Source organism: Halorhabdus sp. CBA1104 (genome assembly GCF_009690625.1).
Lineage (GTDB): Archaea > Halobacteriota > Halobacteria > Halobacteriales > Haloarculaceae > Halorhabdus.
In genome coordinates, this window is record NZ_CP033878.1 from 249,858 (window position 1) to 272,322 (window position 22,465).

The window sequence follows — 22,465 nt, forward strand, 5'->3', positions numbered from 1 at the left end:
TGTGGGTGGCCTGCCACCACCAGCTATGACACGCACGAAACTCGAGACCGCAAGCGAGCGACTCGATTCGGCCGCCGACAGTGCCGAGACGAACGCAGATCGCCTCGCCGATCTCGCCGCTCAACTCGACCAGTTGGCCGAAGCCGACCGCGGTCCGGATCACGGTCGCATGGCCCGCATCCAGACCGCACTCGACGAGATCCAGCAAGAGACGGCCGACGAGACGGCAGCGACCATCGAGGATGCCCGAACGGCGATCAGCGAGTACCGGGCGACTGTCGATGGCGTCTAAGCCACGAACGACCGAACACGATTAGGACGCGGTCACCGGGGACCCAGTATCCCACTCAGCCGGCCGTGGTTCGGTTGTCGACGGTCCACTCGTCTTCAGCGTAGGCCTGTAAGCGCCCGAAGAACCGTCGGAGGCCCGCTGCCTCCGTTTCGGGGAGCACGTGCAATCGGATCGCCCCGTCCCGTATCGACGCCCGGAACACGTCACCGGTCTCTCGGTCTCTGACCAGATAGACGACCATCGGTAGATCGTGGAAATCCCCGTACTGATACGGGCCATCGTCGAGGACGCCATCGAGGTAGGTCCGCAGGGTCGCTTCCGGACGTTGCTCGGCCGGTTCGAGTCGGAACAGCGTGGTGCCCTCGTAGGAGAGGCGGCCCGCCCGATCGTATTCCCGCTGTGGACGGGATTCGATCTCGAATGCGGGGTCGCTAGCCATGGTACCACTTCTCACTTGGTCGCTATCCGTTTTGAACGTACGGGCGGTATTGCAACCTGGCCGGCAGCGTTCGACTGTCAAAGAGCGGACAGGGCAACGCCTGTGGCGAACGCACGCAGGCGACTCTCGACAGGCCCCAGCCTTTTGTCCGCCGGTGGCCCTACACCGCGTATGTGCGGTCGATACGGGCTGTTCACGCCGCCGACTGATCTCGAAGTGCGGTTCGACGCCTCCATGGCGTGTGACTTCGAGCCGACGTACAACGCCGCTCCGAGCGAGTCGCTGCCGGTCATCGACGCCGAGCAATCACGGCAGATCCGGACGCGCCAGTGGGGACTGATCCCGTCCTGGGCCGACGATCCGGACGCCCATCGTCACACCAACGCCCGCGCCGAGACGCTCTTCGAGCGGCCGAGTTTTCGGGAGTCTGCCGAGCAACGGCGGTGTCTCGTCCTCGCTGACGGGTTCTACGAGTGGGGGGCGCCGGACGGACAGCGCCGTCCCCACTTCGTCAGACGGACCGACGGCGAGCCATTCGCGATGGCGGGTCTCTGGGAACGGTGGACGCCCTCGAGGACCCAAACGAAGCTGGGGTCGCTTACGGCCGAGCCGGAACCGATCGAGACGTTCACCATCGTCACGACCCAGGCCAACGACGCGATCGAGCCACTCCACGATCGGATGCCGGTCGTGTTGCCGCCCGACGCCGAGGGACCCTGGCTGTCAGCTGACCCCGGTCGGGCGGCGTCGTTGCTGGAACCGCTCTCAGCCCAGCACCTTCGCGTCGATCCCGTCTCGCGGGCTGTCAACGATCCGACGGCGACGGGACCCAAGCTGGTCACGCCGATCGAGCAGTGACTCGATCCAGCTGGCCCTTCTCGTTAACTCTCGACCGGCTGGACGCCCACCAAGCCATCGAGGCTGCTTGTCCACTCGAAACCGGGGAGACGCACGTGTGAGAGTGATCCTTCGACGGCAAATCCCAGTCCTTCGAACACTAGCTGTGACGGGCGGTTATCGGGGGCGACCAGCGCCAGGCAGGCCCCGGTCTCCGCGGCCGCGAGGGCCGCTGCCTGTGCGACGAGTGCCGACGCGATCCCGCGTCGTCGATAGGCTGGGGTGACGTACAAGGCCCAGATGTACCCTCCGTCGAATTGCAGGGTCGTATCGATCGGCTCGACAGTGACCTGGCGGTCGATCGAGAGGACAACCGATCCCACGGTGCCTTCGATCGTCTCGACCCGGACGATCCAGTCGTCGGGAGCGATCGGGGCCTCGATCGTGTCGCTGTCACGATCGGCTCCGCGATCGACGGCCAACGAGAGGTCGGGCGAGAGCGACGGTACCGGGACATCGAACGCTTCCGTCCGGTAGAGGCGAAGGCGGGAAATCCTGATCCCTCGATTCGTGAGTGCGTTCCACAGTGCTCGCCCGCACCTGGTCCGGGTCAGTCGCCAGACTGGGACGGCGTCCATCATCCTGCGTCTCGGAGGCGATAGCGATAAACGCTCTGGCTGTCGACTCGTGGGACGGTCAGTAGCCCAGTTCGGCAAGGGTCGCTTCGAGGCCGGGCAGATACTCCTCGCCGAACAGCCCAACGTGGATCAACAGCGGATACAGCCGGTAGACGAACCGGCGCGATTCGAAGAACCCCGGTTCGATCGATCGCAACGACCGGTAACGGTCGAAAAACGGGTTCCCGAACGTCTCGGTCCAGTCGATGTACGCGAGTTCGATCTCGGGATGCCCGTAGTAGGTCGCCGGATCGAGAAACGCCCGGACTTCGCCCTCGGCCGCGAGGACGTTCGTCCGCCAGACGTCGCCGTGGAGAAGTGCGGGCTCTGCAGGCTGGCTCAGTAGGTCTTCCAGGTCGTCGGCGACTGCCTGTACCCGCGCCGCCAGATCGTCACCGAGTGGGCCGTCCTCGCGAGCGCCACGGAGTTGCGGGACCAGTCGCTGTGCCCGGAAGAACGCGATCCAGTTTTCACGCCAGGGGTTTGGCTGGTCGAGCGAGCCCACGAGCGTATCGAAGGGAAAGCCCACGGCCTCGGCGGTAACGTCGTGTAACGCCGCCACGTGTTCGGCGGCGTTGCGCTCGACTGGGGGCGTGATCGCCGACTCGCCTGCCACGTGCTCGATGACCAGGAGTTCGTCACTGGCCCACAACACGTCGGGGACCGGTAGCGCCGAGTGCTCGGCAAGGTATTCCAGCATCTTCGCCTCGACCGACAGTGGTGTCTCTCCGGTCTTGGCGACGACCGGCGACCGCTCGGCGAAGTCGATGCGATAGACACGGCCGATCATGCCACCGTCGAGTTTCTGGCACCCGGTCGACTCGGCATCGAGTCCGTCGGCGACCTGCCCGGCGATCGACGCCATGGTCATCGCTTCCCCCCCGACTCGTTTGCCGATCCCGGTTCACTGTCGTCGGATCCGAACGGACATGCTGCCATCGTCCGTTCGAGCGCTGTCCCGAGAGCCATCTCCCGGGGGACAGTCACCACGTCGGTCGATCGATCGAGTTGGTCTGCACCGAGGGCCTCCGCACTGACTGTCCGGGACTCGGCTGGCAACTCCTCGATGACGTTCCCGCGACCGGCGACCGCCAGAAACAGATCGGCCGCTCGGGCCATCGGCAGGTCGCTGGCCGAATCACCGGCAGCGATCACGTAGTCCCAGTCTCGTCGGTTGCGTAGTCGTTCGACCGCTGGCCCCTTCTGGACGAAGCTGTACTCGCCGGTGAAGCGACCGTCTCGCGTCTCGAAATCGGTGCCGACCACTCGGACACGATCATCGATCAGTTGTGCGTACTGGGTGGCGACGTGTGTCGGGACGTCCGTGACGAGAACGACGTCGACACCGCGCTCACGAAGCGTTTCCTGAAGCCGTTCGTCGACACGGACGGCGAGCCCGAGCGCCGCTGTCACGGCGTCGTCGATCTGCTCGGCGCGCTTGTCCCTCAGCAACTGGCCGTAGGCGTCGAGTACCTGTGTCTGCATCGACCGGTAGTCCGCTCCATCGCCGGTCGGGCCACTCCGCGAGGCTCCTCGGGCGCGCAGTCGGATCGCCTTCGCGAGGACGCGAGCGACGATAGCATCCAGTCCCATCGCGGCGAGTGCGTCACAGCCGCGTAAGGCGCCCAGCCACCGGTCCCGGGAGCGATCGCCTCCGGCGTAGTCGGCGACCGCCCCGAGCACGTTCCGGATGGCCGCTCGATCGGCGTCACTCAGCGGGAGCTCACTCGCATACGGGAGGACGGCGAGCGTTTCGACGAAGATCGAGCCGTGTCGGTGGACCGTTCCGTCGATATCGAGACAGAGGCCGACGCGACGAGTGGGCGTTCCGGCCGACTGGGACGCTGTCATCGAACCGATACTCGACCGTCACTGAGTTTAACGTATCGGGTCGGTGTCGAGACACCCCTGTGGCCGCTCTCCGGACCCACCGGCCGTAGCTCAGGCCTGACGGGCGAACGCGAGGTTGCCGTTGATCGATTCGATGTACGCCTCTACGACGTCGCCTTCGCTGGCTCCCGGGACGAAGATCGTGTAGTTGCCCTTCTCGGCGACGCCGTCACCTTTCCGGCCGGTGCCGACGATCTTGACCTCGTAGCTTTTGCCTTCTTCGAGGGTGGGGCGCTGGCCTTGCGAACTCGACGACGACGCGCGCGTCTCGACGGGCCGGAAGGCCCCGCAAGCCTGACAGCGGAGCATGTCGATACCGTTCTCGGTCGCCAAGATCGTATCCGGCAGGCCACACTCAGAGCAGGTGACGTACTCGGCGACGTAGCTGTCGATCGCTGCGGCGAAGTCCGCGCCGTCGAACTCGCCGTTGTATCGGGCGCGGTCGTCCTCGAATTGCCCGCTGGTACCGAGTTCGCGCTGGATCGAGCGGTGGACGTGTTCGGCATCGCGAGAGAGGGCGTCCGCGATCGCTCCCAGGTTCGTCAGTCGGGTAAACGCCCCGTCGGCTTCGCCCTCGGGATCGGGGATCGAGAGTCGTCGTTCGTCGGCCGCCGGGCGGTCGGGCAGTGCGTCGTGGGCTCGCTGTAAGGCCTGCTCGTAGTTCATACTGTTCGGACGTGATCCAGACAGAAGGATGCTCCGTGAGGCGTGATAGAGCGGGTCACGCCGCTGGCTCTCGTGGCTTCGCTATCGCTCGTCGGCGAGGACGTCACGGTAGACCGCAAGAAGGTCGTCGGCGATCGCATCGATGGTGTAGGAGTCACTCTGCTCGCTGGCCCGTTTTCCGAGTCGTTCACGTCGCTCCGGGTCCCGCAGGCGATCGAGCGGCTCGGTGAACTCCTCGCTTCCCTTCAGGCAGTCCTCGCCATCGGTCAACCACTCGAAGGTCGGAATGTCCCGAACGACGGGCGGCCGACCGCAGGCCATCGCTTCGAGCAGCGCCATTCCCTCGTTCTCGTTTTTCGTCGGGAAAAAGAAGATGTCTCCCGCCGCGAACCCACCCCGAATATCCTCGATATAGCCGGTAAACGCACAGTTGTCGGGCGCGTTCGCGACGAGTTGCTTTGCCGTCTGTGAGCGAAGCAGACTGTCCAGTCGGCCTCCACCGGTCGGGTTGAGATAGCCAAACCACGCAAAATCCAGCTCCGGCATCGCCCGGGCCGTCTCGATGAACGCCCGTAGGCCCTTGCGCTCGATGACGTGGCCGACGTTGAACACGACTGGGGGGTCCAGATCGTAGCGGTCGAGATACGTTTCGCGGAGCGACTCGAACCCCTCGAGGCGTTCGGGATCGAACCCGTTCGAGACGACCGACGTCGGGACGTCACAGTAGCCCTCGATCACGTCGCGGTTGTGCTCGGACGGACAGATCAACCGGTCGCCCAGTCCATAGGCCGCTTCGAGATAGGGCCGCAGGGGCTTGGCCAGGAGGTTCGAGAATGCGAAACTCTCCCGGAAATCAGCCGCCGTCTGGTGGGTGTGAATCACGACCGGCACGCCGGCCCGCTGGGCGCGCCAGGCGTAGAAAACCGACTGTGGCCCCATGTTGTTGAGGTGTAAGAGATCGGCCCCGAGATCGGGCTCGGTCGTGTATTCGATCCCGGCCCGATCGAGGATCGTCCGTTGCTGGCGGACTGACTGGGCCTGTCCGCCGGTGATCGCGTCCTCCCACTCGAAATAGTGACTAATCCGCACGCGTGTCTTCGATCTCGCGGGCCACCGTTCAGTACCTTCCGGATTCGAGTCGCCTCTCGATCTGTGCCGGCCGCAAGCATTTACTCACTGCGTGAGAACGAACTGGCAGACATGGAGCACCCAGCCCACACCGATCGCCGACAGCAGACACCACTGAGACGGACAACTGGGGGGCGGCGAGCATGAGTTTCGGGCGTCGGCTCGGCCTCGCGTTCGCCGGAGTGGTACTCGTCGTGGCGTTGGTCGGGAGCAACGTGTTCATTACGGCCGGACAAACCGCGTTGCGTGCCGATTACGTGACCGACACACTCGACGACGAGGACGCCTATACCGAGGCGATAGACGTCCTCGAAGAACGGATCAGCACCGAGATCGACTCGGTGGATCTCGATACGAGCGGGGCGTTGCCGGCCCAGATCGACGCCTCGGGCGTCGAACCCGAGCAGCTCGTCGACGAGGCGCTCACGGAGTCGTACGTCCGGACCCAGACCAACGAGAACATCGATGCGATCTACGCGTTTCTCCACGGTGAGACGGATTCGCTGTCGATTTCGGTCGATCTCGCGCCGGTAAAGTCGAACTTCGCACAGGCAGTCACCGAGGGCATGATCGCCGTCGACGCGCCTGCCCTGGCCGACATCGCGGCCAATCAACTCGACGGGGCCGGCGGACAGATCGACGCCACGACCGTCGAAGGCTTACTCGACAGCGAGTCGAGCTTCCAGCAGACCCGGGCCGAGTTCCAGTCGTCGCTGGGCGATGGGGCAGATCTCCAGACCGTCAACCAGCAACTCAAGTCCGAACTCGAAACGGCGACGCGCCAAGAAGTCGGCGGGTACGACCAGGAGCTCACCGATGGGGCTGTCGACTTCCAGTTCGCGACGGTCGACGCACTGACGAGCGATCTCACCTACCAGGAATACCGCCAGCAGGTCGAGTCCCTCACACAGCGGATCGCCGAGCGAGCCCAGGTGATCGTCCGTGAGCGACTCGACCAAGAGCTGCCCAACACTCTCTCGCTGACCGAAAATATGGATACCGAGGCGCGGGACCGTCTCGATACCGCCGCTGACGGCGTCCAGCTCGTCGATCTGCTCACCCTGGCGTTGCCCGCGTTGGCCCTGTTGGTGATCGGTGTCCTCGCCGTACTCACGCGCTCGCTGTGGACCGTCGGCCGGACAGTCGGCGCGAGTTCACTGATCGCCGGCATCGCCGGATTTCTCCCAGCATTGTTGGCGCGTGATCCACTCACCTCGGCGATCCGGGACGCTATCGGCGGGCCGGACGGTCAGCGCTTTGCCGACGTGACGATCGCTCTCGTCGACGGCATCTTCGCTCAACTTCGAACCCAGTCACTGCTCTTGCTCGTCGCCGGGCTCGTCTTGCTCGTGCTCGTGTTCGCCGACAAACGCGGTTACTTCGATGGGTTCCGACGGCAACTCGGCTTTGGCCCTGCCCCGCGGGCTGGTGGTCCAGGTGGCTCCCGTCAGGCGGCCCAGCCGCATCGCGGAGACGCCGGCGGTCGTGCGGGTACCCAGCCCGGTCAACGCGCCGGACAACGCCAGGGCCAGCCCCGTGGCCAGGGGCCACGCCAGCAGGGTGGGCAGCCGAGCCAGGGCAGCCAGCAGACGACCCCGCAACGTGGCCAGCAGACCGGCCGACAACAGCCCGATAACGCACAGCCACGCCAGCGAGGCGGGCGCCACTCTCGCGGCCAGGGGCAGTCCCAGCAGCGCCAGGGTGACGACCGCACTCGGCCCGGCCAGGGACAGCCACCGGCCGGCGTCGACCCACAGGACCCCCGGGCCGGCCAGCCCAGCGAGTCCGACGCTTCGACGCCAGTGGGAGACGCTGGAGAGGACTCGTCATCAGGCGCCGGCACACCCGACGAAAGCAGGGCTGTGAGCGACGACCCGTCGGGAGAACCCGACGCTGCGGAGACTGACTCAGCGGCCGAGGACCCGACAGCATCCGAATCCGATTCGGACGCGGCCGACGACTCCACAGACGACACTGCCGATCGCACCTGAGAGCCCTCGGCCAGTCTCGGGGCACTGTGTCAGTCCAGTCTCTCTTCTGGTCGGCTCCACTACCGGCCGTCGGGCCAGTATCGGTTTGACTGCGTGAGTCGCTACTGGGCGATCGTGGTAGCGAGCGCGAGACGGAGCAACGCAATTCACGGTCTCTCATCTCCGTTCGTGGCTATCTGTGGCTCGACTCTCTGTGAGAGACGCCCATGGGGCGAGATACCACCGGTCCCGCACGCCTTTAGCGTGTCCGGGTCCTAACAATGCTATGAGCGATAAATCAGGGCGCCGGAATCTTCGGATGCCCGACGACGACGAGGTGTTCGCCGTGGTGACACAGCACAACGGCGGCAACCACGTCGAACTGCAGTGTGAGGACGGCAAGACCCGCATGGGGCGCATCCCCGGGCGCATGAAGTACCGCGTCTGGATCGAGGAGGGCGACGTCGTGCTGGCCGAACCGTGGGACTGGCAAGACGAGAAGGCAAACGTCGAGTGGCGCTACGACAACGCCGACGCCGAGCAGCTCCGTCGCGAAGGGCACATCGACTGACGCAGGGCTTCTTGGGATTTCTTTTCGGCCCGTAGTCCCAACCTCGCGTCGCCGTCGCTGTTCTCGCCTGGCTCTCCAGGTGTACGCCCGCATTCTGGCCCGGCCCAGTCCGTTGCCGACCACAGAGGACTTTTCCCGCCGACGCCAGTAGCTTCGGCCATGCCAGGTGCCGGCGAGGCGCCCAGCGATCGGTTACGTGATCGGGCCAGCGGGAGTGATTCGAAGCTCTGGCTGTTCATGGGTGCCGATCGGTGGCTCGTCACGGGGTTGCTCGTCGCGGTCGTGTTCGTCACGCTGACCGCTGCAGGCTCCCTTCTGCCGGCCGCCGAGGTCGCAATCCGATCGGGTGACTCGGTGGACACTCTCTTTCAGGCCCTGTTGACGGCGACGATCACCGGCGTCACGCTCGTGCTCACCCTGAACCAACTGGTGCTCTCTCAGGAACTCGGTGCTGCGGGCGACCAGCGCGAGCGCATGGAGGAGGCCATGGCGTTCCGCGAGGACGTCGCCGACGCCGTCGGAACGCCCGTGAGTCCGGCTCGGCCGGCACAGTTCCTCCGGGCGCTCGTCCAGGTCTCCGGCGAGCGGGCACGTGACCTCCGGGACGCCGTCAGTACCGACGCGGACGCGAGCACGTCCGATACGGAGCTGCAGGAGGCGGTTGAAGATTTCACCGATAGTCTGATAGCAAATTCCGAGACGGTCGCGACGGGACTCGACGACGCTCGCTTTGGCGAGTTCGACGTCATCGCCTCGGCGCTCGATTTCAACTACTCCTGGAAGATCTTCACGGCCCGCCGCATCCACGAGCGCTACGGCGATGCCCTCGATACGGAGGGGCAGGCCGCCCTCGACCAGTTGATCGACACGCTAGAACTGTTTGGCCCCGCCCGCGAACACTTCAAGACGCTGTACTTCCAGTGGGATCTCATCGACCTCTCGCGGCGGATCCTCGTGGCATCGGTCCCGGCGTTGCTGGTCTCGGCAACGATGGTCGCGTTTTTCGACGCGTCGACGCACACACCGGCTGTCGCTGGCGTCGACATGTTGGTCCCGATCGTGGCAGCCGCGACGACGGTCGCGCTGATCCCGTTCTTGCTCCTGCTTGCCTACATCGTGCGGATCGCGACGGTCACCAAGCACACCCTCTCGATCGGCCCCTTCATTCTCCGGGAGACCGACGACGTCGCCGAGGTCGAATGGGACCAGTAACGGCGCTCGTTGTCCCCTGCGTGCAGTTCCGTGACGCGTTCGATTAACTGGCGTCTCCTGACTACAGCGACACCGCTCTCGGATGTATTCGATGTATTATACTGCATCCACGCTGGCGACACTTCTCTGGCAAACACGCGACCGACGGCAGCGTCCCGCGTTCGCGCCAGATTGCGCCCCACGTCGTCGCCGTCTCACCTGAGCTAGTACCCGCGCTTACGAGGCGTCGTCGTCTTCGTCGCGCTCGCTCGCCTTGCTAATCTCCTCGCTGACGGTTTCCTCGACTTGCTCGCTGACTGTATCCTCGACGGTTTCCTCGACTTGCTCGCTGACGGTCTCGGTCACCTCTTCGGTGACTGTCTCGCCGACTTGTTCGGCGACGTCGTCGACCTCCTTGGAGACAGTTTCGCTGACGGTCTGTTCGACCTCGTCGCTGACCGATTCTTCGACGCGATCGACCTCTTTAGAGACGGTTTCGCTGACGGTCTGTTCGACCTCGTTGTGGACGGTCTCTTCGACCCGTTGGGCCATCTCGCTGGTCATCCAGTCGGGGTCGAACCGCCCCATCTTCCAGGCAATGTGGATGACGTAGGCGATCAGTGCACCCAGTCCGAAGGCCACGCCGACACTGGTCTCGGCGACGAAGATAATCCCGACTGCGACGAAGATGAGCGCCCCATACGCCAGGTCGACGAGAAAATCGACACGCGAGGGATTCATCGTTTCGTCACCGCTGTTCGGTCGGTGTGTTCGTTGTATCCGTCCATACGCGATGGTTCGACCTGGCCACAGGAATAACCACCCATTTGCGATCGTCCCGTCCAGTCTTCGGGTTCGTGACAGCACCATTCCGCGCGAGGCTCGATCTCTCCGTCGGCGTGCCCCCCCGGCGGCGTCCGTTCGTGGCGGTCAGTCTCCGAGTGGCGCCTGGCGCAGCTCTTCTCGTAGAGCCTGGATATCCGGTTCGTTGTCGCCAGCGAAGCGAGCCCGGACCGCCAGCACTTCCTGGCGGGAGACGGTGACGCTGCCCGCTTCGACGACGGCCGCCGGGTTCGATTTCAGCTCTCGGATCGTCCCGACGGCGAGTAAAAACGGGATCGCCCACGCCGCCCGGGTGTTGCCACGCACTTCGGGCATGGTTTCGAGCCAGGACTGTGCACCATCGAGGTATCGCTCGGCTCGCTCGACGATCTGCGTGATGATCGGCGCGAACGCCGCCCCGCTCGACGGATCGGCGATGTCCGCGGGTTCGAGCCCTTCCTCGGCGAGTAAGGGTTGTGGCACGTAGACGTTCCGTTCCGTCCGGTAGTCCGTCGCGACGTCTTTGGCGACGTTGACGAGCTGTAACAACAGTGCGAACGATTCGGCGTCTTCGCGAAACGACTCTCGCTGTCCCGGGTCGACCTCTTCGAGTAAGAGCGACGTGACGAACTCACCGACGGTCCCGGCCACGTACCAGCAGTACGACTCCAACTCCTCGAACGATTGGAGGCGAAGCCCGCCGGTGTCGGCGTATCGCTCGACGAACGTCGCCATTCCGTCGACGAGCTCCCGGATCGACGGCCGGATCACGTCTCTGGAAGCCGCCGGGAGCGACTCGAACTCCCCAACGGCTTCCGGGGCGCGAGCGACGACATCCCAGTCGTCGCTTGGCTCGGCGGGGAGCCACGGTTCGACGGCCGTCCGAAACGCCTCGATCGACGTCTCGTCGTCCGGGTCCAGGGCACGACTGTACGTCTCGAGGAGTGCGACCCGCTCCCCGGGCGGGATGTGGCGAGCGTCCTCGACGGTATCGGCGATCCGACAGAGCAGGTACCCGAGACAGATCTCCCGGGCCATCGGCTCGCGCAACTCGTCGATGGTGAGCGCAAACGTCCGTGAGACAGTCGTCACGGCGTCGTAGTACCACGCAAGTTCGTTCCGCTCGGTCTGCTCGTCGGCCATCTCGATATCGGATCAACGAGCTCCCCACTTGAAAACGTGACTGCATTGGATGACTGCTCGCTGTTCCCGGCCGGCGTGTCGAGGAACCTTTCTGTCTCCCTACCGAACAGTGGGTGTGGATTCAAACGACGTCCGCCGCACGTGGGCCGATCGATCCGGCGAGTTCTCCCCGGCGTACTACGCCCACTACGGTCCGGACGAGAAAAGCGAGGCGATCGGTGACCTGCTGGCTGGGACTATCGCCAAGGATGGCTCGGTGCTGGAACTGGGCTTTGGGTCCGGCCGGCATCTCTCTCATCTCCAGCAGCGTGGATTCGAGTCACTCTCCGGTGTCGATGTCAACGAGGATGCTCTCGACGTTATGACTGATGCGTACCCGGCTCTGGCAGCCGACGGTACCTTCTATTTTGAAGCGATCGAGGATGTCGTCGAGGACTTCGACGACGGGGCCTTCGAGGCCGTCTACTCCGTCGAAACCCTCCAGCACGTTCATCCCGATGCCGACTGGGTATTTGCTGAACTTCGCCGGATTACGGATGCCCTTCTCGTCACGATCGAAAACGAGAGCGAGGTCGAGGCCGGGCAGTCCGGCGACCCGGCGGTCACCTACGTCAACGACGAGGTGCCGCTGTACTATCGTGACTGGAAGCAGGTGTTTACCGACGCTGGCTTCGTCGAGATCGAATCCCGCCCTCTCGGTCGCGACATCTTGCGCGTGTTCCGTCCGGACGACCACGAGGCGCTCTCGGAGTCGTCTTGACGCGGTGCTGTCTAGCCCAGGTTCGGTGGTCCGCAAGCCCCATTCGTGATGGAACTTATCCGTCCGCTCGTTCCCACCGTTCGAGCGTGTATCCCTCGAAGCGTGTATCGTCCGTCCGGGTCCAGACACTGGTGTCGAAATCGGGAAATTCGGCGTCGCCCTCGTACGTGCCATCGATTCGACTCACCAGCAGCCGATCGCAATACGGGAGAAAGGCCGCGTAGATCGCCGCCCCGCCGAGGACGTACAGCACCGGCGCGTCTTCCGTGCGGGCGCGTTCGATCGTTGCCTCGACGCCGCTGGTGTGGACGACTGCTGGCTCGTCGTACGTCCGCTCGGTACGGCTCAACACGAGTTGTCTGGCCCCGGGCGGGTCCTCAAACATCTCGAAAGTCCGGCGGCCGATGGCGACGGTTTCTCCGGCAACACGCTCACGATACCGGCGGACTTCCTCGGGCAAGTGCCACGGCAGGGTCGGTCCATCACCGATGACACCGTTCTCGGCGACGGCCGCGACGGCGACGATATCCATGCATAGCTGTTCGCAGGCACTGGTCATTAATCGCCGGGCTGTCCCTCGCCGGTAGGCAGCTGCTCGGCACTCGCCGCGGTCTCCACGACGGATCTGGTCCACCCGCTGCTTTCGATAACGAACGTTTCTCACGGTGGAGTGCAAAGCGGTAGCCATGTGCCCACAAACTGGTGACTACGACGACCGGGCTGTCGCCGCACTCGCCGACCGCAACTACGAGACTGCAGGAGACGCCTTCGCGCGGGCCGGCTGGCAAACACTCACTGCGCCACGGCCAGGCCAAAGCCCGTTCGATGCCGACGAGAAAGGGTGGGTCGGGAACGCCCTCAAACACCACGTGACGAGCGCGCTCTGCTATCGTGTCGCCGGTTGTCACACTCGGGCCCGGCATCGCGGGACCGAGGCTGCTGCGATTGGTCGTGACCTCCAGACGGTCCTCGAACACCCCGCACAGCAAGCCTGTCTTCAGGAACTGATCGGTGATGCCAGACTTGCCGGCGGACTCGACGGTCCAGCCGAGGCCTACAGTGAGGCAGCCCAAGCCTATCGTGGGGCCGCCAAATCGGTCGAGGAGCCACAGTATTGGGGGACGACACCGCTTTTCGAGGCGGCCACAGCCCCGCTCCAGCAGGTCGCCCGAAGTACGGCAAACGGGGAGATTGCCGTCACCTGGGAAGCCCTCCACGGCTCGGATCCGTCGAGGCCGGGTCAATTTCTCGCCCACCGAGCGACGTTCAAGCGCCAGCGATTTCCGGCGCTCCTCGAGTCGGTCCTCGCGGACGGCTATCTCGCTGCCCCACGCGGGACGACGGAATACAACAACGCGAACTACCAGTGTCCAGCGTGTGGCTCGACCGACGTCAACTGGGTCGCAGAGAGCGTCCTCTGTCTGCGGTGTTCGACGCCAGCTGAACGGCAGTGACCGCGTTTGGATCGGTTTGCCACCGGCGCACGGATCGAATCGACGCACAGTCGCGAGCAGTATTCTCACATCAGTTGATATAACTGCTGTGCTGAATACAGAGCCTGTATTCAGCAATCAGCCATCGTGAGTTTCACGCCGATTCTGAGGAATCAGTCGCTCAGTGTGCAAACATGATTACTGGAGTATGGACGGGGTCGGTAGCTTAATTTTCCCTCGAAGAAACTGCTGTAGATATGAGTGCAACATACCCTCTCGTAGGATTCTTCGCCCTTCTCTTTGGGCTCGTTATGGTTGTCTGGCCACGAACCGTTGCACGCTGGCGGAACAGTGGCGCCGTGAATTCTGACCCGACAACTGGGCTGGTTCGGTTAACTCGGTATTTCGGCGGCCCTGCTCTCATTATTCTTGGAACTATTTTGATGGTCTCACCATAGAACTCTGATTGGTCGCTGATACAAATTTATCTGTACTGAGTACTCGGAGGAGACTCCAATTGGAGGAAACTCCGTACAAGATATGCGCCTTATATTCAGCACGGTCGCCGAAACATATCGTCTACAACGTATTTCAACAGAGGCCAAACTTTGTATAGTTCTCCCGACCAGTAAATCGGTGGCCTCGGTACTCATAGGGCTCGTCGTCGCCGGGTCGTGAGGCCGGCTCGGCCCGTGGGCTCGTCATCGGCCAGCCGAGGGTACACGCGGCAGGCGCAAAACGGTTGCTCACCGTCCGCTCCATTCAGGGCCGTTCGGGACCAAACACCGCTCGTGCTCGAACTCGACGGGAGCGAGGGCGGTGGACAGTTGTTCCGGTCGGCGCTGGCCTTCTCGGCGATGACCGGCACGGCAATCGAGATGACCGACGTCCGAGGCTCTCGCCCCGACCCGGGGCTTCGACCCCAGCATCTGGCTGTTCTGGACGTACTTGCGGATATTTCCAACGCGACGGTCCACGGCCGCGAGATCGGCGCGACGACGGTCACCTTCGACCCTGAAGACCCGCGAGGCGGCCGTTACAGCGCCGATATCGGCACGGCGGGGAGCATCCCGCTCCTGTTCGACGCCGTGGTGCCCTTGGCCACTGTCCTCGAGGAGCCACTCGTCCTCACCGCCACTGGCGGGACGGATGTCCAGTGGTCGCCGCCGATGGCTTACCACCGCCAGGTCAAACTCCCGGTCCTGGCAGACCACGGCGTTCACGCCGGCGTCACTGTCGACCGACCCGGTTTCTATCCGGCCGGCGGTGGTGAGGCGACACTTTGCCTCGCGCCGTCGACGCTCGAGTCGTTCGCGCTCGGTGATCCGGGGGGACTCGTCGGGGCACGGATCTACGCTACGGCGTCGATGGATCTGCAGGACGCAGACGTAGCGACGCGCCAGGCAACCGCCGCAGCCGACGCCCTCGCGGCGGCGGGCGTGGACGTCACGGCTGTGACGACCCAGCATTCGGTGACGCCATCGACGGGTTCGAGCCTGGTGATTCGACTCGACTTCGAGGCTTCGGTCGCAGGGGTTTCCGCACTCGGTGAACGCGGGAAACCGGCCGAGCACGTCGCCAGTGAGGCTGTCGATCGAGCACTCGACGTCCGGGATTCGCCCGCGGCCGTCGACGCTCATCTCGCAGACCAACTCGTCCCGTTCTTGGCGGCTGCAGGCGGCGAGATCTCGATTCCGGACGTGACGGACCACGTCGAGAGCCACTGTCGGCTACTCGCTGCCTTCGGGTTGGACATCGAACCGGTTCAGGACGTTACTGGCCTCACACTCGTCGGGTAAGTCGCTTGGATGGCCCTCTCCAGTCCATGATGCACGTCAGGCGGTTGTCTGATAGAGGGATCCATCCTCGTCGTAGCGCGCGTCGAAGATCCGTCGGAACTGCTCGTCGGTCAGTTCGACCTCGATCGCGCCAAGGTTCTCCTCGAGTTGTTCGACCGTTCGGGCCCCGACGATCGGGACGCAGGTGAACTCGGGCTGGTCGATCAACCACCGAAGGGCGACCTGTGCGGGTGTGGCTCCAACCGCTTTGGCGACTGCCCGCACCTCGTCGAGGACGTGCCAACCCCGCTCGGAGACATAAAAGTCCAGAAAGCGGTCGTCGAGCTGGGCGCGGGCGTCCTCCGGGGCGTCGAGTTCGTATGTCCCGTCGCCGGCGCGCTCGTACTTGCCCGTCAGGAACCCACCGGCAAGCGGCGAGTACGGACAGACTGCCAGGTCCTGATCGGCACAGACGTCCAGATACGCTGTGACGTCCTCGTAGTAGGCGGCGTGAAAGAGCGGCTGCGTGACGGTGAAAGCTTCGTAGTTGTTGACGTCGGCTTTCCAGAGACCCTTGGTGAGTTTCCAGGCGTCGGCCGTCGAGAGGCCGACGTGGTGGACTTTGCCCTCACTGACGAGATCGTCGATCGTCCGCAGCGTCTTCTCGATTGGCGTCTCGTCGTCGAAGCGGTGTAAATACAGGATATCCAGGTAGTCCGTATCCAGGCGATCGAGCGACCCGTCGACTTCAGCCCGGACGTTCTTCGCCGAGAGGTTCTCTTGGAACCGTGACTCTTGCGACCAGTAGCACTTCGAAGCGATCACGTAGTCTTCACGGTCGCGCTCTGTGAGCCATTCGCCGATCCAGCGCTCGCTGTCGCCCCTGCCGTAGCCGTTTGCAGTGTCGATGAAGTTCCCACCCAACTCCGCGTAAGCGTCGAGCAGTTCGTGGGCCTCTTCCCGGCCCGTCTCGACGACGCCCGTCTCCTCGTGTTCCATCCCGAACCGCCACGTCCCCAGGGCGATCGGCGACACTTCGAGTCCCGTCTTGCCAAGTCGTCGGTAGTACATACGACCGAACCTCTATCCGCCGGCCCAATAACGATTGGTGGCGGTCTCGCCCGCATCTCCGCTGTCGACCCTTGACTTTCCCTTCGCTGTGCGTGAGTGGGCCGAGACGATCCCGAGAACCCAACGCGCGTCGGTGTGGCCGTCGTCAGGCGACATTCGAGGACGAAGACGGCCAAAACGACTGGGGGGCGCTGGCTGCCCAATGTGACGGGAAAACCGCTCCGCTCGCAGTCACTCGTCGATTCGCTCGCGCGCAGCGGCCACCAGCAACGGGAACGTGATGGTCGCGTCGGCGTACACTGAGGCGTTGCGGGCGGCCTTTTCGAGTTTCCCCCACGAGCGGGCTTCGTCGAGTGTCGCGCCCGAGAGACCACCAGTCTGGGGCGGGTCCATCGTCAGTTGGACGGCGTAATCGTAGGCGTCCGGACTGACTAACATCGTCTGGAGGACGAAGTTCTTCGGGACGCCGCCCCCGACCACCAGCGCGCCGGCCTGCTCGGCCTCGTAGGCAATGTCAGTAATCTGTGTCATATCCGCCAGCGCGTCCAGCGTAAAGTCGCTGGTCTGGTTGTACATCCAGGCTTGCAAGCCCAGTACCGAATCCTGGACGGCGGGACAGTAGATCGGGACGTCGTTCTCGTAGGCCGCGGCGGCGATACCCGGCCCTTCTTCGACGTCCTCACGCTCGTTGATCTCGCTGTTGGCTCGGCCCAGCTCCTCGGTCAGGCGCTGGATCGAGACGCTTCCTTCCGCTTCCAAGACGGGAAAGACCTCGTCCCGGAGGTGCTCCTCGAAGGTCGTAAAGTACTCCTGGGGGAGATAGACGTTGTAGATGCGATCGACGCCTTCGTCGCGCAACTGTTCGTCGTGTTCGCGGGGGGTGGCGTCCTCGGCGACGACCTCGCCGTGGTGGTGCTTGCCGCCGATCGCTTCGATCGTGTCGTGGGTGAGGTTCGCGCCCGTCGTCACCAGCGCGTCGACGTGGCCGTCCCGGATCAGGTCGGCCACGATTTGGCGCATCCCGGTCGGGACCATCGCCCCCGCCAAACCGAGGAAGTTGGTCACGTCGTCGCCGAGCATCTCGCTGTAGATGTCGACGGCCTCGTGCAGTGTGTTCGCGCCGACACCGCCTTCGCCGTACTCTCCGGCGAGTTCTCCGACTGTCATTCCAGCGCGTACTTCGGCGTGCCCGATCGGATCGTGACCGAACGTCTCGCGATGACTCTCGGCGTGGTCGTCTGTCATAGTCACTCCTCCACGGGCGAGGCGCTTGAAGCGTACGATCGCGGTAGCTCCGGGGCTCACGACTCGGGGTGGCTCATCGTCAACGGAGCCCAACAGCACTCCGAGCGGTACTGCTCGTACTCGGCGACGAACTGACAGTCCCGATATCGCCGGGCGACCGCCCGGCCACAGTCCCCACAGCGGAACAGCCACTCCGGCGTCGCGAAGCTTCGACAGTGCATGTCGGTCTCGATCTCCTGGGCGCGTCGGCGGAATGCCGCTCCGTGGTCGGTCGTCCCGAAGCGCTGGAACTGCTCGACGTGGAGCAACTCGTGGCGGAGCGTCGATGCCCACTCCGAACGTGAGAATTCCGCGAAGGCGTCCCAGGTCAAGGCGACCGTACAGGGAAGGGGCCGGCCATCGCTGTCGGGAACATCGTCCCAGTTGATCGGCTCACCGACGGTCGCATCCGGCAGTTGTGGCCGCTTGACGGCTGCTGCCCGGCGGCGCGCCCGCGTCGAGACGGTCCACTCGACGAGATCCAACCGAACGTCGAGTAGCCACTCGCGGCGCGCCTCCCGGGCGTAGGCGCGCGACCAGTCGACCAGCTCGTCGTGACTGTCGACCGACTCGAATGCCGGTACTTCCGCCCTGTCGATGGCCATGCTCAGAGGCCGGTCGGGTGGTCGATGAACGTCGTCTCCAGGCCCCACTCTTCGGCGAGGCCGGCGAGGGCACGGACCCCGAAGGTCTCCGTGGCGTAGTGGCCCGCCAGGACGACAGTGAGTCCCAGTTCCTTCGCACGGTGGTAGACCGCCTGTTTGCCCTCGCCCGTCACCAGTGCGTCGACCCCTTTCTCGGCGGCCTCATCGATCCAGTCGGTCCCACTGCCGGTGACGATCGCCACGTCGCTGATCTCTTCGGGGCCGAAGTCGAGGGTCTGTATCGGCTGGCCACCGATATCGAGTTCGCTGGCAAGTCGCTTTTCGAGTTCCTCGACTGTCATCGCCGGCATCCGGCCGCGCTGGCCGATGTACTCCCCGCCGAGTTCGCCGAAGGGCGCGCGGTTGCTCAGGTCCAGGACATCGGCCAGCCCGGCCGCGTTACCGAGATCCTGGTGGCCGTCCAGCGGCAGATGGGCCGCATACAGCGGAAGGTCCCCCTCCAGTAGCGGGGCCAGCCGGCGGTAGGACTCGCCGGTCACGCTGGTGATCCCATCGCCCCAGAACAGGCCGTGGTGGACGACGAGTAGATCCGCGCCGACCTCTCGAGCGCGGTCGATCGTCTCGACGGCGGCGTCGACCGCGACAGCGACGTGCTCGATCTGGCGGTCTGTGGATCCGACCTGGAGCCCGTTCGCGCTGGCGTCGACGTCGGCGTAGTCCTCGACCCGGAGTCGCTCGTCGAACCGGTCACAGATCTCGGTACAGTCCATACTTGCCCGTTTCGCGGGCGGTACTGTAGTAGTTCTGGAGTCTTGTTGAAAATCATACAACCACTGTGCCGTTTTGCGGATCTAAAATTGTTTTACACCGATAAGCGACAGAAATCACCACCGGGTTTTGAATACTCGTAACGGCGCAGATATAACAGAGGAAAATCCAGTCATAAATTGCGAAATATCTAAGGTTTATCGGTTTATATTCGCACTATGGCACTGATTCAGTCGGCCATTTTCGATCTGGTTGTTTACAGTGACTGTTTGGTAGCTAGTGCGAGCACAACGATTGCCCACCAAGGGCAGAGTGAATAGAGAGATATAGACGTGACTGATAAATCAACGCAGACGACGCGGCGACAGTACCTACGCACAGCGGCAGGTATCGGCACGGTAGCAGCGATCGGCTCGAAAGCGAGTCAAAGTGGGACAGCGCAAGCGAGTTCGGGTGGTGAGGAAATCTGGCGGTATGAGACCGGCAATTCTCCCCACTCATCACCGACGGTGGTGGATGGGACTGTCTACGTCGGGAGTTGGAACCTCTACGCGATAGATGCGGCGACGGGCGAGAAAGAGTGGGCCTTCGAGACTGGCAATTGGATCACCTCGCGAATATCCAGCCCGACGGTAGCCGATGGGACTGTCTTCGTCGGGAGTGATGACTGCAACCTCTACGCGCTGGATGCGGCGACGGGCGAGAAAGAGTGGGCCTTTGAGACGGGCGCTGAGGTGAAGTCGTCACCGACGGTGGTAGATGGGACTGTCTTCGTCGGGAGTGATGACTACACCCTCTATGCGCTGAATGCGGCGACGGGCGAGAAAGAGTGGGCCTTCAAGCCCGGCTATTGGGTGGAATCGTCGCCGACGGTAGTGGATGGGACGGTCTTCGTCGGGAGTAACGACAAGAACCTCTACGCGCTGAATGCGGCAACAGGCGAGAAAGAGTGGGCCTTCGAGACGGGCACCTACGTGTACTCGTCGCCGACGGTAGCCGATGGGACAGTCTTTGTCGGGAGTTACGACGACAACCTCTACGCTGTGGATGTGGCGACGGGCGAGAAAGAGTGGGCGTTCGAGACTGGCGATAGGGTGGACTCGTCGCCGACGATGGTGGACGGCACCGTCTTCGTCGGGAGTTGGGATGAAAACATCTACGCGCTGAATGCGGCGACGGGCGAGAAAGAGTGGGCTTTCGAGACTAGCGCCAGGGTGCGTTCGTCGCCGACGGTGGGCGATGGGACGGTCTTCGTCGGGAGTAACGACAACAACCTCTACGCGGTGGATGGGGCCACGGGCGAGAAAGAGTGGGCATTTGAGACGGACGGCAGGGTGGAGTCGTCGCCGACAGTGGTGGATGGAACCGTCTTCGTCGGGAGTAAGGATGAAAACATCTACGCGCTGGATGCTGGTATCGAAGGATCGAGCGAAGGCTCACGCGTCACACTCACCACGCTAGGCCAACACAACCAATCCCGCCCTGGTGAGTCCTTTACCGATTCCGCACCGGAGGGTGGACAATCGAACGCGAGCACATCGACGTCCGGTCCGGGATTGGGGGTCCTCGGTACAGTGATCAGTCTGGGGGGCGCAAGCTATCTCATTAGTCGAGCGAGAAACGGTAGCCAAGAGTCTGTAGAGTAGTAACTGTCCTACTCGACGGTCTCGTTGATCTGCAGCTTCTTCGCGGAGCGACTAACTGACGTCGTCCCGAGACGGTCAGGACCGCGGGTATTCGATTCAATCTTCAGAATTGGGGTGAGAACTATGGCGCTGGCTGACACTCCATATTGGTATATTATCTACACATCTAGAAATCCAAAGCGAAATACTTATATTATATACATAAATTCTCGGATTGTGGAAGAAACAACAAGACGGACCTTCCTGAAAAGCAGTAGTATCGCCGCAGGGCTATTAGCTGGGTCGGCAGTAGTCAGCGCCAAAACAACAATAAAAACAAACTCAGAATCCGACGAGACTATAAAGATACGCTATCAGTAAAAGAAATAACTCATCACCGTAATGATTTCATTGAGAGCGCAGATGGGGTTCACCCATCGGACATTCCTACAGCCAAACCAGTTGGGAAGACTGCAGACAAACAAGTAGCTGCGTATAATCTTGATTTAATAGATGGTGCAGTTCATGAATGGACAGGGGTGGTGCGTGGTAAACGGAATAATGACAGCGAATTCACCACCCACAAAAATTCAGGGAACAAAAAGGCACCAAAGGAAATAGTAGAGAATGTGCATAAAAAAGCCGATGAAGATGTACGAGTAAAACGAAAGAAAAAATCAAGACTTAACAATAACCAAGTCGACGTGGCTAAAAAATCAGATGAGGTCGATTTTGATGTGGGTTGGGACGATATGGCATCAAATGACCACTGGGAAGAGGGCGAATGGGGGACCACAATGGGATGGAATGTTCAATGGAAGAAAGCTCCCAATGCAGAAAGCGTTCACGGAGTCAAAGCTCATGTTAATTTGAAGCCCGGAAAAGAACATCCAATCATTAAAGATCGTGCGGAAAAGGCAATCTTGAAGCAGAATTACAACCACGCAGACGTGTTTTCCGAAGATTATCGTCCCTATAACACTAATGGCCAGGCTAGTGAGTCTTGGAGTATTGGCGTAACTGCAGGCAGTGATACAGTAAATGTTGGGGTTGAACATTCAACACAACATTCGAAGAAGGATATGGAGATCCATGATGACAGTGCTGTAAATGACCCAGATCTCCAAAATATGGAACATACGTACGATATTAGTAACGATCTCCGAAAGCATACTGTCCGGGCTACTCAATTTGGGATTGTAGAAGTGGATGACAAAGACAAAGATGGAGAAAAATTTGCATACATTGATCTCCAGGGTGAATTCAAACAATGCGACATCCAAAACGGGTACGATTACTATTGGTGACATAAGCCAATAGTATAGAATCATATATAACTAACCAGTACGGACGGATATATTTTCTCTATGGAGGCGGACTTGATTGTTTCTTGTTGCCCTCGAAGGAGATAATGAAGATAGCACCAATTCCACAGGCCGCGAGTAACCCTATTGCCGCTGGTGAGTCCGGCACCACATAGATAACACACTGGCCCCGATGACAGACGTCAATAGC

General features: G+C 62.5%; 23 protein-coding genes. 10 read left to right on the forward strand and 13 right to left on the reverse strand.

The window, feature by feature from the left end; all coding sequences use genetic code 11:
• Nucleotides 1-25 precede the first annotated feature (25 nt).
• Complete coding sequence (locus Hrd1104_RS01370; RefSeq protein ID WP_154551065.1) at nt 26-292, forward strand: hypothetical protein; 267 nt, start codon at nt 26-28, stop codon at nt 290-292.
• A 55-nt stretch (nt 293-347) separates the two neighbouring features.
• Here Hrd1104_RS01370 and Hrd1104_RS01375 read toward each other — a convergent pair whose 3' ends face one another.
• Nucleotides 348-731, reverse strand: a complete 384-nt coding sequence (locus Hrd1104_RS01375) for a hypothetical protein (RefSeq protein ID WP_154551066.1) — start codon at nt 729-731, stop codon at nt 348-350.
• Nucleotides 732-902: 171 nt separating this feature from the next.
• Here Hrd1104_RS01375 and Hrd1104_RS01380 point away from each other — a divergent pair, with 171 nt between their 5' ends.
• On the forward strand, nt 903-1,589 hold the full coding sequence (locus Hrd1104_RS01380) for an SOS response-associated peptidase (RefSeq protein WP_154551067.1): 687 nt from the start codon (nt 903-905) through the stop codon (nt 1,587-1,589).
• Between the two features lie 23 nt (nt 1,590-1,612).
• Here the strand turns inward: Hrd1104_RS01380 and Hrd1104_RS01385 are convergent, their stop codons facing one another.
• From Hrd1104_RS01385 to Hrd1104_RS01405, 5 genes are all read right to left on the reverse strand, one after another.
• Nucleotides 1,613-2,206: a GNAT family N-acetyltransferase gene (locus tag Hrd1104_RS01385; RefSeq protein WP_195837608.1), complete on the reverse strand. Its 594-nt coding sequence runs from the start codon at nt 2,204-2,206 to the stop codon at nt 1,613-1,615.
• A gap of 58 nt (nt 2,207-2,264) precedes the next feature.
• Complete coding sequence (locus tag Hrd1104_RS01390) at nt 2,265-3,110, reverse strand: fructosamine kinase family protein (RefSeq protein WP_154553165.1); 846 nt, start codon at nt 3,108-3,110, stop codon at nt 2,265-2,267.
• Nucleotides 3,111-3,112: 2 nt separating this feature from the next.
• The gene (locus tag Hrd1104_RS01395; RefSeq protein ID WP_154551069.1) at nt 3,113-4,096 is read right to left on the reverse strand and encodes an HAD family phosphatase; all 984 of its coding nucleotides are present in this window, start codon (nt 4,094-4,096) and stop codon (nt 3,113-3,115) included.
• Nucleotides 4,097-4,186: 90 nt separating this feature from the next.
• Complete coding sequence (locus Hrd1104_RS01400; protein WP_154551070.1) at nt 4,187-4,801, reverse strand: translation initiation factor IF-2 subunit beta; 615 nt, start codon at nt 4,799-4,801, stop codon at nt 4,187-4,189.
• Nucleotides 4,802-4,882: 81 nt separating this feature from the next.
• Nucleotides 4,883-5,890: a glycosyltransferase family 4 protein gene (locus Hrd1104_RS01405; protein WP_154551071.1), complete on the reverse strand. Its 1,008-nt coding sequence runs from the start codon at nt 5,888-5,890 to the stop codon at nt 4,883-4,885.
• Nucleotides 5,891-6,072: 182 nt separating this feature from the next.
• Here Hrd1104_RS01405 and Hrd1104_RS01410 point away from each other — a divergent pair, with 182 nt between their 5' ends.
• From Hrd1104_RS01410 to Hrd1104_RS01420, 3 genes are all read left to right on the forward strand, one after another.
• Nucleotides 6,073-7,920, forward strand: a complete 1,848-nt coding sequence (locus tag Hrd1104_RS01410) for a hypothetical protein (protein WP_154551072.1) — start codon at nt 6,073-6,075, stop codon at nt 7,918-7,920.
• A 265-nt stretch (nt 7,921-8,185) separates the two neighbouring features.
• Nucleotides 8,186-8,470, forward strand: coding sequence for a translation initiation factor eIF-1A (eif1A, locus tag Hrd1104_RS01415; protein WP_154551073.1), 285 nt, complete (start codon nt 8,186-8,188; stop codon nt 8,468-8,470).
• Nucleotides 8,471-8,629: 159 nt separating this feature from the next.
• Nucleotides 8,630-9,682 carry a hypothetical protein gene (locus Hrd1104_RS01420; RefSeq protein ID WP_154551074.1) on the forward strand — a complete coding sequence of 351 codons (1,053 nt, stop codon included), beginning with the start codon at nt 8,630-8,632 and terminating at the stop codon, nt 9,680-9,682.
• A 216-nt stretch (nt 9,683-9,898) separates the two neighbouring features.
• Here Hrd1104_RS01420 and Hrd1104_RS01425 read toward each other — a convergent pair whose 3' ends face one another.
• Nucleotides 9,899-10,402 (reverse strand): hypothetical protein, encoded by a 504-nt coding sequence (locus Hrd1104_RS01425; RefSeq protein WP_154551075.1) that lies wholly within the window; start codon nt 10,400-10,402, stop codon nt 9,899-9,901.
• 189 nt (nt 10,403-10,591) lie between these two features.
• Entirely contained in the window at nt 10,592-11,626 is a 1,035-nt protein-coding gene (locus Hrd1104_RS01430) for a phytoene/squalene synthase family protein (protein ID WP_154551076.1), read from the reverse strand.
• 115 nt (nt 11,627-11,741) lie between these two features.
• Here Hrd1104_RS01430 and Hrd1104_RS01435 point away from each other — a divergent pair, with 115 nt between their 5' ends.
• A complete protein-coding gene (locus Hrd1104_RS01435; RefSeq protein WP_154551077.1) occupies nt 11,742-12,386 on the forward strand; it encodes a bifunctional 2-polyprenyl-6-hydroxyphenol methylase/3-demethylubiquinol 3-O-methyltransferase UbiG in 645 nt (214 codons plus the stop codon).
• A 55-nt stretch (nt 12,387-12,441) separates the two neighbouring features.
• Here the strand turns inward: Hrd1104_RS01435 and Hrd1104_RS01440 are convergent, their stop codons facing one another.
• Nucleotides 12,442-12,945, reverse strand: a complete 504-nt coding sequence (locus tag Hrd1104_RS01440) for a dihydrofolate reductase (protein ID WP_229770508.1) — start codon at nt 12,943-12,945, stop codon at nt 12,442-12,444.
• 127 nt (nt 12,946-13,072) lie between these two features.
• On the opposite strand from Hrd1104_RS01440, the gene Hrd1104_RS01445 reads away from it, so the two are divergent.
• Nucleotides 13,073-13,840, forward strand: coding sequence for a hypothetical protein (locus Hrd1104_RS01445; RefSeq protein ID WP_154551078.1), 768 nt, complete (start codon nt 13,073-13,075; stop codon nt 13,838-13,840).
• Between the two features lie 770 nt (nt 13,841-14,610).
• Nucleotides 14,611-15,618, forward strand: a complete 1,008-nt coding sequence (rtcA, locus tag Hrd1104_RS01450) for an RNA 3'-terminal phosphate cyclase (RefSeq protein WP_154551079.1) — start codon at nt 14,611-14,613, stop codon at nt 15,616-15,618.
• Nucleotides 15,619-15,654: 36 nt separating this feature from the next.
• Here the strand turns inward: rtcA and Hrd1104_RS01455 are convergent, their stop codons facing one another.
• From Hrd1104_RS01455 to Hrd1104_RS01470, 4 genes are all read right to left on the reverse strand, one after another.
• The gene (locus Hrd1104_RS01455) at nt 15,655-16,668 is read right to left on the reverse strand and encodes an aldo/keto reductase (RefSeq protein WP_154551080.1); all 1,014 of its coding nucleotides are present in this window, start codon (nt 16,666-16,668) and stop codon (nt 15,655-15,657) included.
• 231 nt (nt 16,669-16,899) lie between these two features.
• Nucleotides 16,900-17,913, reverse strand: a complete 1,014-nt coding sequence (locus tag Hrd1104_RS01460; protein ID WP_154551081.1) for a deoxyhypusine synthase — start codon at nt 17,911-17,913, stop codon at nt 16,900-16,902.
• Between the two features lie 56 nt (nt 17,914-17,969).
• On the reverse strand, nt 17,970-18,557 hold the full coding sequence (locus Hrd1104_RS01465) for a SprT-like domain-containing protein (RefSeq protein ID WP_154551082.1): 588 nt from the start codon (nt 18,555-18,557) through the stop codon (nt 17,970-17,972).
• A gap of 2 nt (nt 18,558-18,559) precedes the next feature.
• A complete protein-coding gene (locus Hrd1104_RS01470) occupies nt 18,560-19,327 on the reverse strand; it encodes a Nif3-like dinuclear metal center hexameric protein (RefSeq protein WP_154551083.1) in 768 nt (255 codons plus the stop codon).
• 330 nt (nt 19,328-19,657) lie between these two features.
• On the opposite strand from Hrd1104_RS01470, the gene Hrd1104_RS01475 reads away from it, so the two are divergent.
• Nucleotides 19,658-20,971, forward strand: a complete 1,314-nt coding sequence (locus Hrd1104_RS01475; protein ID WP_154551084.1) for a PQQ-binding-like beta-propeller repeat protein — start codon at nt 19,658-19,660, stop codon at nt 20,969-20,971.
• 521 nt (nt 20,972-21,492) lie between these two features.
• A complete protein-coding gene (locus Hrd1104_RS01485) occupies nt 21,493-22,257 on the forward strand; it encodes a hypothetical protein (RefSeq protein ID WP_154551086.1) in 765 nt (254 codons plus the stop codon).
• Nucleotides 22,258-22,465 lie beyond the last annotated feature (208 nt).